The organism is Streptococcus sp. SO2 (assembly GCF_030440025.1).
Map to the genome: position 1 here is coordinate 364,285 of NZ_JAQFJH010000002.1, position 17,424 is coordinate 381,708.

Annotated in this window: 10 protein-coding genes; 1 reads left to right on the forward strand and 9 read right to left on the reverse strand. The window is 44.3% G+C overall.

The window, feature by feature from the left end:
* Nucleotides 1-53: 53 nt before the first annotated feature.
* The gene (gene rpoC / locus PCY17_RS04110; protein ID WP_000228753.1) at nucleotides 54-3,719 is read right to left on the reverse strand and encodes a DNA-directed RNA polymerase subunit beta'; all 3,666 of its coding nucleotides are present in this window, start codon (nucleotides 3,717-3,719) and stop codon (nucleotides 54-56) included.
* A gap of 32 nt (nucleotides 3,720-3,751) precedes the next feature.
* Nucleotides 3,752-7,363: a DNA-directed RNA polymerase subunit beta gene (gene rpoB, locus PCY17_RS04115; RefSeq protein ID WP_301391969.1), complete on the reverse strand. Its 3,612-nt coding sequence runs from the start codon at nucleotides 7,361-7,363 to the stop codon at nucleotides 3,752-3,754.
* A gap of 442 nt (nucleotides 7,364-7,805) precedes the next feature.
* Between rpoB and PCY17_RS04120 the strand changes: the two genes are divergently transcribed.
* Complete coding sequence (locus PCY17_RS04120) at nucleotides 7,806-11,540, forward strand: pullulanase (RefSeq protein WP_301391970.1); 3,735 nt, start codon at nucleotides 7,806-7,808, stop codon at nucleotides 11,538-11,540.
* Between the two features lie 201 nt (nucleotides 11,541-11,741).
* On the opposite strand, the gene PCY17_RS04125 is transcribed toward PCY17_RS04120, so the two are convergent.
* Genes PCY17_RS04125 through PCY17_RS04155 form a run of 7 tightly spaced genes read right to left on the reverse strand, consistent with a single transcriptional unit; the run spans nucleotide 11,742 to nucleotide 17,077 of the window.
* Nucleotides 11,742-12,506: an amino acid ABC transporter ATP-binding protein gene (locus PCY17_RS04125; protein ID WP_000942256.1), complete on the reverse strand. Its 765-nt coding sequence runs from the start codon at nucleotides 12,504-12,506 to the stop codon at nucleotides 11,742-11,744.
* A gap of 9 nt (nucleotides 12,507-12,515) precedes the next feature.
* A complete protein-coding gene (locus tag PCY17_RS04130; RefSeq protein WP_000350563.1) occupies nucleotides 12,516-13,238 on the reverse strand; it encodes an amino acid ABC transporter permease in 723 nt (240 codons plus the stop codon).
* Nucleotides 13,239-13,241: 3 nt separating this feature from the next.
* Entirely contained in the window at nucleotides 13,242-13,934 is a 693-nt protein-coding gene (locus PCY17_RS04135; RefSeq protein WP_000255460.1) for an amino acid ABC transporter permease, read from the reverse strand.
* Between the two features lie 32 nt (nucleotides 13,935-13,966).
* Nucleotides 13,967-14,845 (reverse strand): transporter substrate-binding domain-containing protein, encoded by an 879-nt coding sequence (locus PCY17_RS04140; protein WP_049520823.1) that lies wholly within the window; start codon nucleotides 14,843-14,845, stop codon nucleotides 13,967-13,969.
* An 11-nt stretch (nucleotides 14,846-14,856) separates the two neighbouring features.
* Nucleotides 14,857-15,855, reverse strand: coding sequence for a uroporphyrinogen decarboxylase family protein (locus PCY17_RS04145; protein ID WP_084945084.1), 999 nt, complete (start codon nucleotides 15,853-15,855; stop codon nucleotides 14,857-14,859).
* Between the two features lie 2 nt (nucleotides 15,856-15,857).
* Nucleotides 15,858-16,061 (reverse strand): hypothetical protein, encoded by a 204-nt coding sequence (locus tag PCY17_RS04150; protein WP_000837741.1) that lies wholly within the window; start codon nucleotides 16,059-16,061, stop codon nucleotides 15,858-15,860.
* 11 nt (nucleotides 16,062-16,072) lie between these two features.
* On the reverse strand, nucleotides 16,073-17,077 hold the full coding sequence (locus tag PCY17_RS04155; protein WP_084945083.1) for a uroporphyrinogen decarboxylase family protein: 1,005 nt from the start codon (nucleotides 17,075-17,077) through the stop codon (nucleotides 16,073-16,075).
* Nucleotides 17,078-17,424: the final 347 nt, after the last annotated feature.

Genomic DNA, 17,424 nt, shown 5'->3' on the forward strand with positions numbered 1-17,424 from the left:
GGAAAATTTTCTGAAACAAAGCAAAGAGAACCCAAAGGTTCTCTTGTTTGCTTTTATTCTACTGTTTCTTCAACTTGGATTTCCACAACTTCCTCTACAGGAGCAAGTTCTGCCTCTTCTTGTTCTGGAGCCAGATATTCTGCTTCATTGATGGCTTGTGGTTCAAGGTTACGGTAGCGAGCCATACCAGTACCAGCTGGGATGATCTTACCGATGATAACATTTTCCTTGAGTCCAAGGAGATGATCTTTCTTACCACGGATGGCTGCATCTGTAAGGACACGAGTTGTTTCCTGGAAGGAAGCCGCTGACAAGAAACTATTGGTTTCAAGTGAGGCTTTGGTGATTCCCATAAGAACTGGGCGACCAGTCGCTGGAACTCCACCTGCGATAAGAACATCCTTGTTGGCATCTGTAAAGTCGTTGATGTCCATGAGAGTACCCATAAGAAGATCTGTGTCACCTGGATCCATGACACGAACTTTACGGATCATTTGACGAACCATTACCTCGATGTGTTTGTCACCGATTTCTACCCCTTGGCTGCGGTAAACTTTTTGTACTTCACCGAGAAGGTAGGTTTCAACTGACAAGACATCACGAACAGCGAGGAGACGTTTCGGTTGGATAGAACCTTCTGTCAATGCCGCACCGCGAGAGACTTGGTCTCCAACTTCGACGCGCATACGGGCTGTAAATGGTACCACGTATTCGCCTTCTCCAGTTTCACCCTTAACGAAGACTTTCTTGGTACGAGTTGACGCGTCTTCTTCGATAGCTGTAACTTGTCCTTTGACCTCTGTGATGACCGCTTCCCCTTTAGGATTGCGGGCTTCAAAGATTTCTTGGACACGAGGAAGACCCTGAGTGATATCGGTATTTGAGGCAACCCCACCCGTGTGGAAGGTACGCATTGTAAGCTGTGTACCAGGTTCCCCGATAGATTGGGCAGCGATTGTACCAACTGCTTCACCAACTTCAACCGCATCACCAGTCGCCAAGTTGATACCGTAACAGTGACGGCAGACACCATGACGAGTGTTACATGTAAATACGGAACGGATAGTCACTTCTTCCACACCAGCATTGACAATTTCACGCGCCTTGTCTTCTGTAATCAACTCATTTGGACCGATGATCACTGCACCAGTTTCTGGATGTTTAACAGTTTTCTTAGTGTAACGACCGTTGAGGCGTTCTTCGAGAGACTCGATCATCTCTTTTCCTTCTGCGATAGAACGGATCAAGAGACCACGGTCTGTTCCACAGTCGTCCTCACGGATGATCACATCTTGGGCAACGTCAACCAAACGACGAGTCAAGTAACCTGAGTCGGCTGTCTTAAGGGCCGTATCGGTCATACCTTTACGGGCACCGTGAGTTGAGAAGAACATTTCGAGTACTGACAAACCTTCGCGGAAGTTTGAAAGGATTGGCAATTCCATGATACGTCCGTTCGGAGCGGCCATCAGACCACGCATACCGGCAAGCTGTGAGAAGTTTGAGATGTTACCACGGGCTCCAGAGTCCATCATCATAACGATTGGGTTCTTAGGATCTTGGTTGGCAACCAAACGTTTCTCCAATTTTTCACGGGCTGCACGCCATTCAGCTGTAACAGCGTTGTAGCGCTCGTCGTCTGTGATCATACCACGACGGAATTGTTTGGTGATTTGTTCTACACGTTTGTGTGATTCTTCGATGATTTCAGCCTTGTCTTCAACAACTGGGATATCGGCAATACCCACTGTCAAACCTGCAAGAGTTGAGTGGTGGTAACCGAGGTTCTTCATGCGGTCAAGTAGGGCAGAAGTTTCTGTCGTACGGAAACGTTTGAAGATTTCAGCGATGATATTCCCAAGATTTTTCTTCTTGAATGGAGGGTTGAGTTCAAGATTGCTGATTGCTTCCTTGATATCTCCACCTAGTGGCAAGAAGTATTTAGCTGGAACACCTTCTGTTAAGTTGGCATTTGTTGGTTCTTGCAAGTAAGGCAGCCCCTCTGGCATGATGTCATTGAAGAGGATTTTACCAACTGTTGTCAGCAAGACCTTGTGTTTTTGCTCTTCAGTCCATGGTTTGTTAAGACTATCTGTCGCGATACCTACACGTGAGTGGAGGTGAACATAACCATTGCGGTAAGCCATAACCGCTTCGTCACGGTCTTTGAAGACCATTCCTTCCCCTTCACGACCAGCTTCTTCCATGGTCAAGTAGTAGTTACCCAAAACCATGTCCTGAGATGGAGTAACAACTGGTTTACCATCTTTCGGGTTCAAGATATGCTCAGCAGCCAACATCAAGATACGAGCTTCTGCTTGAGCTTCTTCTGAAAGCGGTACGTGAATGGCCATTTGGTCCCCGTCAAAGTCGGCATTGTAGGCTTCACAGACAAGCGGGTGTAAGCGAAGGGCCTTACCATCAATCAAGACTGGCTCGAAGGCTTGGATACCCAAACGGTGAAGGGTCGGTGCGCGGTTCAAAAGAACTGGGTGTTCTTTGATTACTTCTTCAAGGATATCCCAGATACGTTCGTCTCCACGTTCCACCAAGCGTTTAGCTGCCTTAACGTTTTGCACGATGTCACGGGCAACGATTTCGCGCATGACGAATGGTTTAAAGAGCTCGATCGCCATTTCACGTGGCACACCACATTGGTACATCTTAAGAGTTGGACCAACGGCGATAACGGAACGTCCTGAGAAGTCAACACGTTTACCGAGCAAGTTTTGACGGAAGCGTCCTTGTTTCCCTTTAAGCATGTGGCTCAATGATTTCAGTGGACGGCTACCTGGTCCTGTGATTGGACGACCACGACGACCGTTGTCAATCAAAGCGTCAACCGCTTCTTGAAGCATACGCTTCTCATTTTGAACGATGATACCTGGTGCATTCAACTCAAGCAAACGAGCCAAACGGTTGTTACGGTTGATAACACGGCGGTAAAGGTCGTTCAAGTCAGATGAGGCAAAACGGCCACCATCCAACTGCAACATTGGACGAAGGTCTGGTGGAATAACCGGAAGGATGTTGAGAATCATCCATTCAGGTTTATTTCCAGACTTGTAAAAGGCATCCAAAACATCCAAACGACGGATGGCTTTGACACGTTTTTGTCCAGTAGCTGTTTTCAACTCTTCTTTGAGTTCTGCAATTTCTTTTTCAAGATCTACTTGTTTCAAAAGGTCTTGGATGGCTTCGGCACCCATCTTGGCAACGAATGAACCATAACCATACTCACGCAAGCGCTCACGGTATTCGCGCTCTGTCATGATAGACTTGTGCTCAAGTGGTGTATCCTTCGGATCAATCACCACATAAGCCGCAAAGTAGATAACTTCTTCGAGGGCACGAGGACTCATATCAAGGGTCAAGCCCATACGGCTTGGAATCCCCTTGAAATACCAGATGTGAGATACAGGAGCTTTCAACTCGATGTGCCCCATACGCTCACGACGAACTTTCGTACGCGTTACTTCAACCCCACAGCGGTCACAAACAATCCCTCTGTAACGAATGCGTTTGTACTTCCCACAAGCACATTCCCAGTCCTTTGTAGGACCAAAGATGACTTCGTCAAAGAGTCCTTCACGTTCTGGTTTCAAGGTACGGTAATTGATTGTTTCAGGTTTTTTGACTTCTCCATAAGACCATGAACGGACTTTGCTTGGAGAAGCTAGGGTGATTTGCATACTTTTAAAACGATTTACATCAACCACTATTTCTTCCCTTTCTATTCTAAGTGAACTGCTTATTCTTGTTCAGCAGCTTCTTCTGTTGCTTCCGCTTTTGTTGCTTTCTCAGCTTCTTCAGCTTCAAAGGCTGCTTTAGCCTCTTGGGCTGCTTTTTCGCGGGCTTTTTCAAGGTCATCTACGTGGATGACATCTTCGTCCATTCCTTCATCCAAGTCGCGAAGTTCCACTTCTTGGTCATCTTCGTCAAGAACACGCATGTCAAGACCAAGAGATTGCAATTCTTTGACAAGAACTCGGAAGGATTCTGGAACACCTGGTTTTGGAATTGGTTTTCCTTTTGTAATAGCTTCATAAGCTTTCAAACGTCCGTTGATATCGTCAGACTTGTAAGTCAAGATTTCTTGAAGGACATTTGACGCACCGTAGGCTTCAAGAGCCCAAACTTCCATCTCACCGAAACGTTGCCCACCAAACTGAGCTTTACCTCCGAGTGGTTGTTGGGTAACGGTTGAGTATGGTCCCACTGAACGAGCGTGCAATTTATCATCAACCATGTGGTGGAGTTTGATCATGTACATGACACCAACTGATACACGGTTGTCAAACGGCTCACCTGTACGTCCATCGTAAAGGATTGTCTTGGCATCACTGTCCATACCTGCTTCTTTAACAGTGTCCCAAAGGTCTTCCGAACTTGCTCCGTCAAAGACTGGTGTTGCGATGTGGATACCAAGAGTACGAGCCGCCATACCAAGGTGGAGCTCCATAACCTGACCGATATTCATACGCGATGGCACCCCAAGTGGGTTCAACATGATATCGACTGGAGTTCCGTCTGGAAGGTAAGGCATATCTTCTACAGGAACGATACGAGAGACAACCCCTTTGTTTCCGTGACGTCCGGCCATCTTATCTCCGACCTTGATTTTACGTTTTTGAGCAATGTAGACGCGAACCAGCATGTTAACGCCTGATTGCAACTCATCTCCATTTGAACGTGTAAAGATCTTAACATCACGAACAACACCATCGGCACCGTGAGGTACACGAAGCGAGGTATCACGCACTTCACGAGACTTGTCTCCGAAGATAGCATGCAAGAGACGTTCTTCAGCTGAGAGGTCTTTCTCACCCTTAGGTGTGACTTTACCTACAAGGATGTCCCCTTCTTTAACCTCAGCACCGATACGGATAATACCCATTTCGTCAAGGTCTTTAAGAGCATCTTCACCAACGTTTGGAATTTCACGAGTAATTTCTTCAGGCCCAAGCTTTGTATCGCGCGTTTCTGATTCGTATTCCTCGAGGTGGACAGATGTATAAACATCGTCTTTGACCAAGCGTTCGCTCATGATAACGGCATCCTCGAAGTTGTAACCTTCCCATGTCATGTAGGCAACGATTGGGTTTTGTCCAAGCGCCATTTCCCCTTTTTCCATAGAAGGTCCGTCAGCGATAAAGTCGCCTTTTTCAACAACATCACCAACTTTTACGAGAGTCCGTTGGTTGTATGCAGTACCTGAGTTTGAACGACGGAATTTTTGGATGTGGTAAACATCTAGTGAACCATCTTCACGACGAACTTCTACCTTGTCAGCATCTGCGTAAGTAACTTTACCACCATACTGAGCAATCACAGCAGCACCAGAGTCATGAGCTGCTTGGTATTCCATACCAGTACCAACGTAAGGTGCTTTTGGATCAATCAATGGCACAGCCTGACGTTGCATGTTGGCACCCATGAGGGCACGGTTGGAGTCATCGTTTTCCAAGAAAGGAATACATGCAGTCGCAACGGCAACTACCTGTTTTGGTGACACGTCCATGTAGTCAACGACTTCTGCTGGATACTCTTGGTTGACCCCTTGGTGACGTCCCATGACAACTTTCTCAGCAAAAGTACCGTCTTCGTTGAGGCGAGAGTTAGCCTGCGCTACAGTATATTCATCTTCTTCATCGGCTGTCAGCCAAACGATTTCGTTTGTGACTACACCTGTTTCACGGTCAACCTTACGGTATGGAGTTTGAACAAATCCATACTTATTCAAGTGACCATATGATGACAAGTTATTGATCAAACCGATGTTAGGTCCTTCAGGTGTCTCGATTGGGCACATACGACCATAGTGAGTATAGTGCACGTCACGAACTTCATATCCAGCACGGTCACGTGTCAAACCACCAGGTCCTAAGGCTGACAAACGACGTTTGTGAGACAACTCAGAAAGCGGGTTGTGTTGGTCCATGAACTGTGACAACTGTGATGAACCAAAGAATTCTTTAACCGCAGCTGTTACAGGACGGATGTTGATAATTTGTTGTGGTGTCAAGACTTCGTTGTCCTGAACAGACATGCGTTCACGGACATTACGTTCCATACGAGAAAGTCCAAGACGAACTTGGTTAGCAAGCAATTCACCAACTGCACGGATACGACGGTTTCCAAGGTGGTCGATATCATCCACACGTCCGATACCTTCTGCCAAGTTAAGGAAGTAGCTCATCTCTGCAAGGATATCCGCAGGAGTTACAACACGAACCTTGTCGTCTGGATTGGCATTTCCGATGATGGTTACAACACGGTCTGGATCCGTTGGGGCAACAACCTTGAATTTTTGAAGGACAACTGGTTCTGTCAAAACAGCTGCATCGTTCGGAATATAAACGATCTTGTTCAAGTCGCCATCCAAGTGGTGCTCGATACTCTCGATCACGCTACGAGTCATAACGGTACCAGCTTCTACCAAGATTTCACCAGTTTCAGGGTCTACCAATGGCTCCGCAATGGTTTGGTTGAGCAAGCGTGTTTTAACGTTGAGTTTTTTATTGATCTTGTAACGACCAACTGCTGCCAAATCGTAGCGGCGTGGGTCGAAGAAACGTGCCACAAGCAAGCTACGTGAGCTTTCAGCAGTCTTAGGCTCACCTGGACGAAGGCGTTCATAAATTTCTTTCAAAGCTTCGTCTGTACGAGAGTCCATTGGATTCTTGTGGATATCTTTTTCAACAGTATTGCGAACCAATTCGCTGTCACCGAAGATATCAAAGATTTCATCATCACCTGAGAAACCAAGTGCACGAACCAAGGTCGTAAATGGAATCTTACGAGTACGGTCGATACGAGTATAAGCGATGTCTTTTGAGTCGCTTTCAAGTTCCAACCAAGCTCCACGGTTAGGGATAACAGTTGAGCCGTAGCCTACTTTACCGTTCTTGTCTACTTTATCATTAAAGTAAACACCTGGTGAGCGGACCAACTGAGAAACGATAATACGTTCACCACCGTTGATGATGAAAGTACCCATTTCGGTCATGATTGGGAAATCACCAAAGAAGACTTCTTGGGTCTTGATTTCGCCTGTTTCTTTATTGATCAAGCGGAAGGTTACAAAAATTGGTGCTGAGTAGCTAGCATCGTGGATACGAGCTTCTTCTAGCGTATATTTTGGTTCCTTGATTTCATAGCCAACAAATTCCAACTCCATTGTGTCTGTGAAGTTTGAAATTGGCAATACATCTTCAAATACTTCCTTAAGACCGTGATCTAGGAAATCTTTGAATGAATCCGTTTGAATTTCAATCAAATTTGGTAAGTCAAGAACTTCTTTGATTCTTGAAAAACTACGACGGGTACGATGTTTCCCGTATTGAACGTCATGTCCTGCCAAGATGATTCTCCTTTGTAAATAAATTCCAAGCCTTGTCAATCAGGCTTTTCTAATCGTCATATGGTTTTAAAAACCCCTATCACCGTGTCCCTTTGACGAATTTTCAGAATCTTTAAATCTTTGTTACAAGCACTCAAAAACCTGAAAAAAAGCACAAAAAGAGCAGCTAAATCTGACTTTTTCAGAAGATTTAACTGCTGTGAGCCTTGTCTGGACAATATTTCAGACAAAACCTACGACAAATGATTACTCATATTATACCTTATTTAGCTAGATTTTTCAAGGTTTTTTTACTATTTTTTAAACAATCTTTTCCTATATATTATTTTAAAATTTCAAGAAAATGAAGCATTATATTTTCTCTTAAAAGTCAGGAAAACGCTTGCACTAATGTTTACCTCGTGCTATACTGTTAGGGAACAACTACACAAGGAGAATTGTGATGAAAAAGATCCCATCTCAAACTGAGAAAAAAATGATTTATGGTATCCGTTCCTTGAAGAACGGAACCGGTTCTGTCCTTATTGGTGCCAGCATTGTCTTGCTTTCTGCTACAATGCCAACTATTTCGGCCAACGAAAACCTTCCTCAAACTCAGGAAAATACCAGCGCTGTGACCAAGGCCCCTACTGAGACTGAAACGAGTCAAACTCAAAAGGAAACGCCTATTTCTGAACAAAAGAATGCAAACGCTTCCCTTGATTCTAAAAAGGAAGCTACAGTTGCGGAAACTACTACGGCTGTGGAAACTACTACAGCACCCGAAACATCTAAAACAGAAGATGCTACTACAAGCCAGACTAACAGCAAGGAAGAGAAAGTAGATGCCAGCACTTCGACACCAACTTCAGATCAAAAACCACAAGCAGACACATCTTCTGAAGAACCAATCGCAGACAACCACTTCCGCATCCATGTAAAAAAACTCCCTGAAGAAAACAAAGATTCTCAAGGTCTTTGGACTTGGGATGATGTTGAAAAGCCGTCTGAAAACTGGCCCAATGGAGCCAAGTCCTTCAAGGATGCCAAGCAAGATGACTACGGCTATTACCTAGACGTCAAACTCAAGAATGAGCAAGCCAAGAAGATCAGCTTCCTCATCAACAACTCCAAAGGAGATAACCTTACTGGAGACCGTTCCGTAGAGCGCCTTTCTCCAAAAATGAATGAAGCTTGGCTAGATGAAAACTATAAGGTATACAACTACCGTCCTCAGCCAGCAGGAACTGTCCGTGTCAACTACTACCGTACCGACGGAAACTATGACAAAAAATCTCTCTGGTATTGGGGCGATGTCAAGAATCCAAGCAGTGGAGAATGGCCTGACGGGACAGACTTTACTGCAACTGGAAAATATGGTCGTTACATTGATATTCCACTCAATGAAGCTGCAAGAGAATTTGGATTTTTATTACTAGACGAAGGCAAGAAAGGCGATGATGTGAAAATCAGAAAAGAGGATTATAAATTCACTGATCTAAAAAATCACAGTCAGATTTTCCTCAAAGATGATGACGAAACCATCTACACCAACCCCTACTACGTTCACGATATCCGTATGACTGGTGCCCAACACGTGGCTAAATCTCGTATCGAAAGCAGTTTTTCTACCCTCGTTGGAGCTAAGAAAGACGATATCCTCAAACACTCCAGCATCACTGATTACCTAGGGAATAAAGTAGCTATCACAGACGTGGAAGTGGATGAGGCAGGTAAAAAAGTGACCTACATCGGCGACTTCTCTGACACTCAACACCCGTACACTGTCAGCTACAATTCAGACCGCTTTACCACACGTTCAAGCTGGCGCCTCAAGGATGAGTCCTACAGTTACGATGGTCCACTCGGCGCAACTCTAAAAGAAGATGGCAAGCGTGTTGACCTCACGCTCTGGTCTCCAAGTGCTGATAAGGTTTCCGTTGTTGTCTATGACAAGAAAGACCCTGAAAAGGTAGTTGGAACTGTCGCCCTTGAAAAAGGAGAAAAAGGAACCTGGAAACAAACTCTGGATGCAAACTCTGGTCTCGGTATCAGCAACTACACTGGCTATTACTACCACTACCAGATCGAGCGCCAAGGTAAAACTGTCCTCGTTCTTGACCCTTATGCCAAATCATTAGCGGCTTGGAACAGTGACCTAGCAAAAACAGATGCCGCTCATAAGGTCGCTAAAGCTGCCTTTGTCGATCCAGCGAAGTTAGGTCCGCAAGACTTGACCTATGGAAAGATTCGTAACTTCAAATCACGTGAAGATGCCGTTATCTATGAAGCTCATGTACGTGACTTCACTTCGGATCCTGCGATCGCAAAAGACTTGACCAAGCCATTTGGTACCTTTGAAGCCTTTATCGAAAAACTGGACTATCTCAAAGACTTGGGTGTGACCCACATCCAGCTCCTTCCAGTCTTGTCTTACTACTTTGTCAATGAATTGAAAAACCATGAACGTTTGTCTGCCTACGCTTCAAGCAACAGCAACTACAACTGGGGATATGACCCTCAAAACTACTTCTCCTTGACTGGTATGTACTCAAGGAATCCTAAGGATCCAGAAAAACGTATTGCCGAATTCAAAAACCTCATCAACGAAATCCACAAACGTGGCATGGGTGCTATCCTGGACGTGGTCTACAACCATACTGCAAAGGTTGACATTTTTGAAGATATTGAGCCAAACTACTATCACTTTATGGATGCAGACGGAACTCCTCGTACCAGCTTCGGAGGCGGCCGTTTGGGAACTACCCACTACATGTCTAAACGTGTCTTGGTAGACTCCATCAAGTATCTGGTTGAAACCTACAAAGTAGATGGTTTCCGCTTTGATATGATGGGTGACCACGATGCGGCTTCTATCGAAGAAGCGTACAAAGCTGCACGCGCCCTCAATCCAAATCTTATCATGCTAGGCGAAGGTTGGAGAACCTATGCTGGTGATGAAAATACGCCTGTACAACCTGCCGACCAAGATTGGATGAAGAAAACAGATACTGTCGCTGTCTTTTCAGACGACATCCGTAACAACCTCAAGTCTGGCTATCCAAACGAAGGTCAACCTGCCTTTATCACAGGTGGAAAACGCGATATCAATACCATCTTTAAAAATCTGATTGCTCAACCAACTAACTTTGAAGCAGACAACCCTGGAGATGTTATCCAGTATATCGCAGCCCATGATAACTTGACCCTCTTTGACATCATTGCCCAGTCTATCAAAAAAGACCCAAGCAAGGCTGAGAACTATGCTGAAATCCATCGCCGTTTGCGACTTGGAAACCTCATGGTCTTGACTGCTCAAGGAACTCCCTTTATCCACTCTGGTCAGGAATACGGACGTACCAAACAATTCCTTGATCCAGCCTATAAGACTCCTGTTCCTGAAGATAAGGTTCCAAACAAGTCTCACTTGTTACGTGACAAAGACGGCAAGCCATTTGTCTATCCTTACTTTATCCATGACTCTTATGACTCTAGTGATGCTGTCAACAAGTTTGACTGGACCAAGGCTACAGATGGCAAAGCATATCCTGAAAATGTCAAGAGTCGTGACTACATGAAAGGATTGATCGCCCTTCGTCAATCGACAGATGCCTTCCGACTCAAGAGTCTGCAAGACATCAAAGAGCGCGTCCACCTCATTACTGTTCCAGGACAAAATGGCGTTGAAAAAGAAGATGTGACCATCGGCTACCAAATCACCGCTCCAAATGGAGATATCTACGCTGTCTTTGTCAATGCGGATGATAAGGCTCGTGAATTTACTCTAGGAACTGCCTTTGCTCACTTGAGAAAGGCCGAAGTTCTCGCAGATGAAAACCAAGCAGGACCAGTAGGAATTGCTAACCCTCAAGGTCTCGAATGGACTGAAAAAGGCTTGAAATTGAACGCTCTCACTGCTGTCGTTCTCCGCTTGTCTCAAGGTGGTGCCATTGTCGCTCCAGCTGTGGAAGAAAAACCAGAATTTGACCTTTCTAGCTTGGAAGTCGAACCAGAACAAGGTCAAGCTCAAAACCTAGCAGCCAATCCTGAAACTCAAGAAACTGCTGCAGAGGCTCACTCTCAGAACCTCCTTCCAAACACAGGAACTGAGAGCAAATCCCTCCTTGCCCTTGCTGGATTCAGCATCCTTGCCCTTCTCGGACTTGGATGGTTGATAAAGAACAAGAAAAAGAAATAACACTCAATGAAAATCAAAGGGTAAACTAGGAAGCTAGCCGCAGGCTGCTCAAAACACTGGTTTGAGGTTGTAGATAAGGCGAAGCTGACGAGGTTTAAAGAGATTTTCGAAGAGTATAACCTAGCCCTCCTATAGAAAAACACCCTATGATTAGAAGAATCTTCTAGTCATGGGGTGTTGTTTTTATGATACACTTAGCTATCAAATCATATATTCTACACTATAGCTAGCGTCTGATAAGATACGAGCCAGAAACTGCTTGGTTCGTTCTTCTTGTGGACGACTAAAGAAATCGTGGGGATTGTTCTCCTCTACGATACGGCCTCCATCCATGAAAATAACGTGGTTGGCGACATCTCTAGCAAATCCCATCTCATGCGTGACGACCACCATGGTCACACCTTCTCCCGCCAACTGTTTCAGAACATCCAAAACATCTCCAACCAACTCAGGGTCTAGTGCTGATGTTGGTTCATCTAGCAAAATGACCTCGGGTTTGACGGCAATAGCACGCGCAATTCCTATTCGTTGTTGTTGCCCTCCAGATAGTTGTGAAGGGTAGTAGTCTTTGTAGGCCAGTAAACCAACTTTTTCCAAGGCAGATTCTGCACGTTTGAGCGCTTCTTCCTTGGGAACTTTACGAGCCACGATTAGGCCTTCTAGAATATTTTCCAGAGCAGTTTTGTTTGCAAAGAGATTGTAGTGTTGGAAAACAAAGGCTGTTTTTTGGCGAATTTCTAGAATGTCTTTCTTGCTCAATTTGGATAAGTCATAGGTCTTTCCTGCCAAGGTCAAACGGCCACTGTCAGCTTTTTCTAAGTGATTAAGACAACGGAGAAAGGTCGTTTTCCCCGAACCTGATGGTCCTAAAATAACGACGACATCCCCTTGGTTAACCTGAAGATTGACATCCTCCAAGACCTGCCTCTCACCAAATGTTTTTGCGATATGTTCTACTTGTAACATCCTGTCCTCCTATACGAAACGCGCGCTAGATGCTTTTGCACTTTTTTCTTTTTTCACATAGCCTTTTTCCAGTAGGGAGAAGCCCCACTGAATCAAACCACAGATCAAAATATACTGCAAAAAGATCACAAAATAAGACTCAAAATACTGGTAACCGTAGGACGCTTCTACACGAGCAATAGCGGTGATGTCCTTGATAGTCATAACAAAGACCAGGGAGGTCCCTTTGACGATATTGATCACCAGATTGGCCAAGTTAGGCAAGGCTGAGCGCAAGGCTTGTGGAAAAACAATCCTTAGATAAGCCTGAGTCGTAGTCAGCCCAATCGCATGCGCCGCCTCTAGTTGTCCCTTGTCCACCGTCAAGATAGCTGAACGCAAAATCTCCGACAAACTCCCGACTGTCATCAAACTATAAATGATAAAAGCATAGTAGAGAGGATCAAGCTTGAAAATATCAAAGTCACTTCCTATGCTTTTGAGAAATTGATTCAGCAAACTTGGAAACAAACTATAAAAGAAGAGAATCAATAAAATCGGTGGAGTCGCTCGGATAAAAGCCAGATAGACCAGAGAAAAACTCCTCACCCCTCGAACCTTATAGATCTGCCCTAAGGCTAAAAATAGAGCTGGTAAAAAGCTTAAGACCATAGCCACAATCATGATAATCAAGGTGATTGGCACACCCTTCAAGGTCTCCAGAAAGGTCTTTACAATATAGTCTATATCCATTTCTTACCTCCCTTTTGTTTCCAAAGACTTCTCAAGCAAACGACTCAAGCTAGAAATAACCAAGGCAATCCCCCAGTAAAGAAGCGCAACTGCCGTATAGGTTTCCAGAGAGTAGTTCCCTAAATTGCGACTAATCAAGAGATTCCCCGCTCCCATAACATCAACGAAACCAATCGTATAAGCCAAGGCAGCATCTCGCATGAGATTGAGTATAGCGGTCGTTATATTGGGAAGAGCAACTTGAAAAGCTTGGGGAAAAATGATTCTCCAAAAAGTCTGACTTGGAGTCAAACCAATACTAAGCCCGGCCTCTGTCTGCCCCTTTGGAATAGCTTGATAGGCCGCCTTGAAAACCTCGGCAACAATAGCTGCAAACAGGAGAATCATCGTCAGGAGAACAAAAATAGTTTTAGACCAGTTGTTGATATCTAAACCAAGCCACCATTTCAGAAATTCTGGCAAGCCATAAAAGACTAGAAAAAGCAAGACAATCGGTGGTGTACAACGAAGGGTAAAGATATAGCCTTTGGAAATCGCTGCAAAACTCTTGTCTTCTCCTACTTGTGCCCAGGCCAAGAGACCTCCAAAAAGGGAACCAAGAAGAGTGGTAAAAAAGAGAATGGACAAGGTCATAGGAAGTGCCTGCCATAAGGTTGGCAAAAACTGAAAGACCTTGGAAAAATCATAAGAAACCATGCAAAACCCTTTCTAGTCTTGGAATTTCTGGTCTAGTCTTTGTCTACGTAACTAAAGACATCTTCTTTAAAGTATTGCTGAGATAGCTTAGCAAGCGTGCCATCTTCCTTCAACTCTTTGATTGCTTTTTCATATTCTTTAGCGAATTTCTCACCCTTTTCATCACGGTGAATCAAGGGATAAGTTGGAATACCCTTGTATGGGAACCAGCTGAGTTTATCCGCATATTGGTGGTAAGGGCCATCTTCTGCGGTAACTGCTTTTTCAAAGGACAGTTTGATATCAAAGAAGGCGTCATAACGTCCTTCTAAGACCCAGGCATAGGCATCTGCCACTTTAAAGGATTCAGCTGCTGTTAGCTCAATCGGTGCATCCTGATGTTTTTCATTGTAGCTGGTGATAACATTCCATTGAGCATTCTGTGGAGAGATGGGAACCAATTTCCCTTTATTCTTAGCAAAGTCATCAATGGTTTTGTATTTCTGTTCATCTTCTTTTCTGACAGTAAATCCAATGATGCTCGCTCCGACTGGTTCAGATGGAATGACAAACTTTTTAGCTCGTTCTTCTGTGTACCAAGCTCCCTTGGTTCCGATGTCATACTTGCCTGATTCCAGACCAATCAAAAGGTCGTCATCACTGGTACCCGTATATTCAAATTGATAGTTTGCCAACTTCTCATCAACAGCCTTCAAAACAGCTACTTCATAACCATCTGATTCCCCTTTTTCATTGACAAAGTCATAAGGTACATAATTTTGTGTATGGGCAACCTTCAAGGTTATGACTTCAGCAGACGAAGCCGTTTCTCCCTCCTTGGCTGGAGCACCAGCTAAACTTCTCCCGATAATCGTTGCCCCAATTACTGCAACCACTGCTACACCACCGATAATCCATGCTTTTTTACTCATCTTTTTCTCCTTTAGTTTTCAAGCGCTTCTCTAACCCACTGGATACGTTCAACTGCGATATCACTTGGAATGGTACAATCTGCCCCAAGTACCAAGCCCTGTTCCCCAGCTTCTGCAACTAGTTTCTTTGCCTCAGCCTGAATGGCATCCTTGCTACCAGTATACAGTAAGCCCGTCTTGCCATTTTCGAATCCTCCAAGAACCGTACGTCCCTTGAAAATCTCACGACCTTCCTTGAGAGTGATTCCCTCCGGTCCTACAGCCCAGTTAAAGACTTGGGCTGGATAGTCTGCAAAAAGGTGAATATCATTTCGCGCCCCCTCGTAGCCACAGATATGAAGAACTGTGACGCCACCAACAGCACTAGCTGCTTCCAGAACCGATATCTCGCTAGGGGCAATGACGGCTTGATACTCTGCTGCCGACACTCGTTGATCTTGGATACTCTGCACGCTGAGGTAGATTCCATCATCACCAGCCTCTTCGATAACAGCTCGGCTGAGACTCGCAATATCCTCTGCAATCACATCCAACACCTTCTTCAGAGCTTCAGGATCTTCCACCAGAAAATCTGCAATGAGGTCATCTCCACCAGACACTTCCCCAAGCAACCACTTGAGATAGGTCACAGGAGCAAAAATATTGTAAATCGCAACAATATCTTCTGTAAACTCTTGCTTGATTTTCTTAACCAAGTCCACCTGCTCTTTTATCCAAGCATGATCTGGTCCGAGTGGTTGAATGGTTGCCAATTCTTGAAGTGATTTGTCTTTGGCAATCGCTGGATTTGGATAAGCAAAGTAGCCATCACTCATGAGTTTGATAAAGTCTGGCTGAACTTCTCGGATAAAGCGCTTATGGCCCTCAATATTCTTCTCGATAATGACTGGATTTGAGAAACCGTGTAGCCATTCGTCTTCGGATGTGAAATGGTGCCAAAAGCCAACTGGCACACGATCAACCTTTTCACCTTTAAATGCTTTTAAAACCCATTCTTTTTTTTCTGACATTCTTATTCTCCATTTCTTACTTTTTCAACTAATAAACTGCTTGCGATATCATTCGAGCGTAGAAAGGGGAGACTGGACTTGGAAAAATCCTGAACTCCACGACATCTCTCTCCATTTTTGCAGTGCTGATTTTTTACGACGCTTATGGCAACCAAAGCCAGCAAACCGACAACTGCAATGAAGATGCCCCATCTTTTACTTTTCATAGCTCCTCCTTTTAGAGAACAGCTGCCTGCCGAATCCAGTCCAACCTCTCTAAGTCAAAGTCATCTGGAACAGTACAGTCAGCTCCCAGAAGAACACCTTTACTACCCGCTTCAGCCAGCAACCGCCTTGTTTCATTTTGCAATTCTACCTTGGAACCTTGATAAAGCAAACTTTTCTTGCCATTTTCAAATCCACCTAAAACGGCCTTGCCTGGAAACAACTCTTGCCCCTGTGTCAAACTAACATCCTCATGATGAGTCGCCCAGTTGACCACTTGAGCTGGATAGTCCTTAAATATCGTCACATTATTGCTCGCACCTTCAAAACCACAGATATGAAGGATATTGGTCCCACCCACCTGATTAGCTGCCTCCAAAATCGCTATATTGCTCGGTTCGATATAGGTTTGGTAAAGTGCTGGCGTGATGCGCTCATCTTGAATTTCCTGAGTGCTGAGGTAAATCCCGTCAACTTCACCTTGCTGGATGATTTTCTGAGTTAGGATAGCAATATCTCCTGCAATCACATCTAGAATCGCTCTGAATTGCTCAGGATTTTCAAGCAACAGATCAGCCACTTCCCTATCTCCTCGAGAAGTTTCTGTACGGAACCAGCGCTTGAGGTAGGAGATAGGCGAAAAGATACTGTAGAAAGAAGCAATCTCTTCGGTAAAGGTCTCTCGAATCGCTTGTACCACTTGCACCTGTTGCTGAATCCATGGGTGTTCCTCACCAATCGACTCAATAGAAGTCAGCTCCTGAATGCTTGCAATCGTAGGACTATAAACATTACTTGGATAAAGGAAAAAACCGTCACTCATAATTTTGACAAAATCAGGGCGAATCCTTTCCACATAGTTACGATGCCCGTCAACACTTTTTTGAAAGATACGTGGATTATTTAATCCCTGCCCCTTTTCTTCGAGTGTTACAAAATGAAACCAAAATCCCACAGGAACTCTTTCCACTTCATCGCCTCGAATCGCTCTAAAGACTAGCTCTCTTTTACTTGCCATACCTCTCTCCTTCCATTTGGATTGAAACCATCTTACCACTCCTTTTCCCCTTTTCCCAATATATATTGACTATCAACTCGATTGGAAATTTTTATATCTATAAAGAAAAAAATCCCTAAAAAGCTTGATGTTACTAGCCTTTCAAAGATTCACTTTATTTTCATCTATTTTTCAAAAAGGAGTTGATATAGATTTTCTATCAAGCCGATTGGAAATTTTTATATCCATCTTCATTCCCAAATTAAGTACATAATTTTATCCTAATACCAAATTACTACTGAAAAATTTCTTTTCTCTCGATATTTCCTTGCACAAATCCCATGAAAACGCTACAATATTAATAGACT

Excerpts from the sequence above, each read along its gene's own strand:
- PCY17_RS04120 (WP_301391970.1), top strand. The coding sequence starts at position 7,806 with ATGAAAAAGATCCCATCTCAAACTGAGAAAAAAATGATTTATGGTATC.
- PCY17_RS04125 (WP_000942256.1), bottom strand. The coding sequence starts at position 12,506 with ATGTTACAAGTAGAACATATCGCAAAAACATTTGGTGAGAGGCAGGTC.
- PCY17_RS04130 (WP_000350563.1), bottom strand. The coding sequence starts at position 13,238 with ATGGATATAGACTATATTGTAAAGACCTTTCTGGAGACCTTGAAGGGT.
- PCY17_RS04135 (WP_000255460.1), bottom strand. The coding sequence starts at position 13,934 with ATGGTTTCTTATGATTTTTCCAAGGTCTTTCAGTTTTTGCCAACCTTA.
- PCY17_RS04140 (WP_049520823.1), bottom strand. The coding sequence starts at position 14,845 with ATGAGTAAAAAAGCATGGATTATCGGTGGTGTAGCAGTGGTTGCAGTA.
- PCY17_RS04145 (WP_084945084.1), bottom strand. The coding sequence starts at position 15,855 with ATGTCAGAAAAAAAAGAATGGGTTTTAAAAGCATTTAAAGGTGAAAAG.
- PCY17_RS04150 (WP_000837741.1), bottom strand. The coding sequence starts at position 16,061 with ATGAAAAGTAAAAGATGGGGCATCTTCATTGCAGTTGTCGGTTTGCTG.
- PCY17_RS04155 (WP_084945083.1), bottom strand. The coding sequence starts at position 17,077 with ATGGCAAGTAAAAGAGAGCTAGTCTTTAGAGCGATTCGAGGCGATGAA.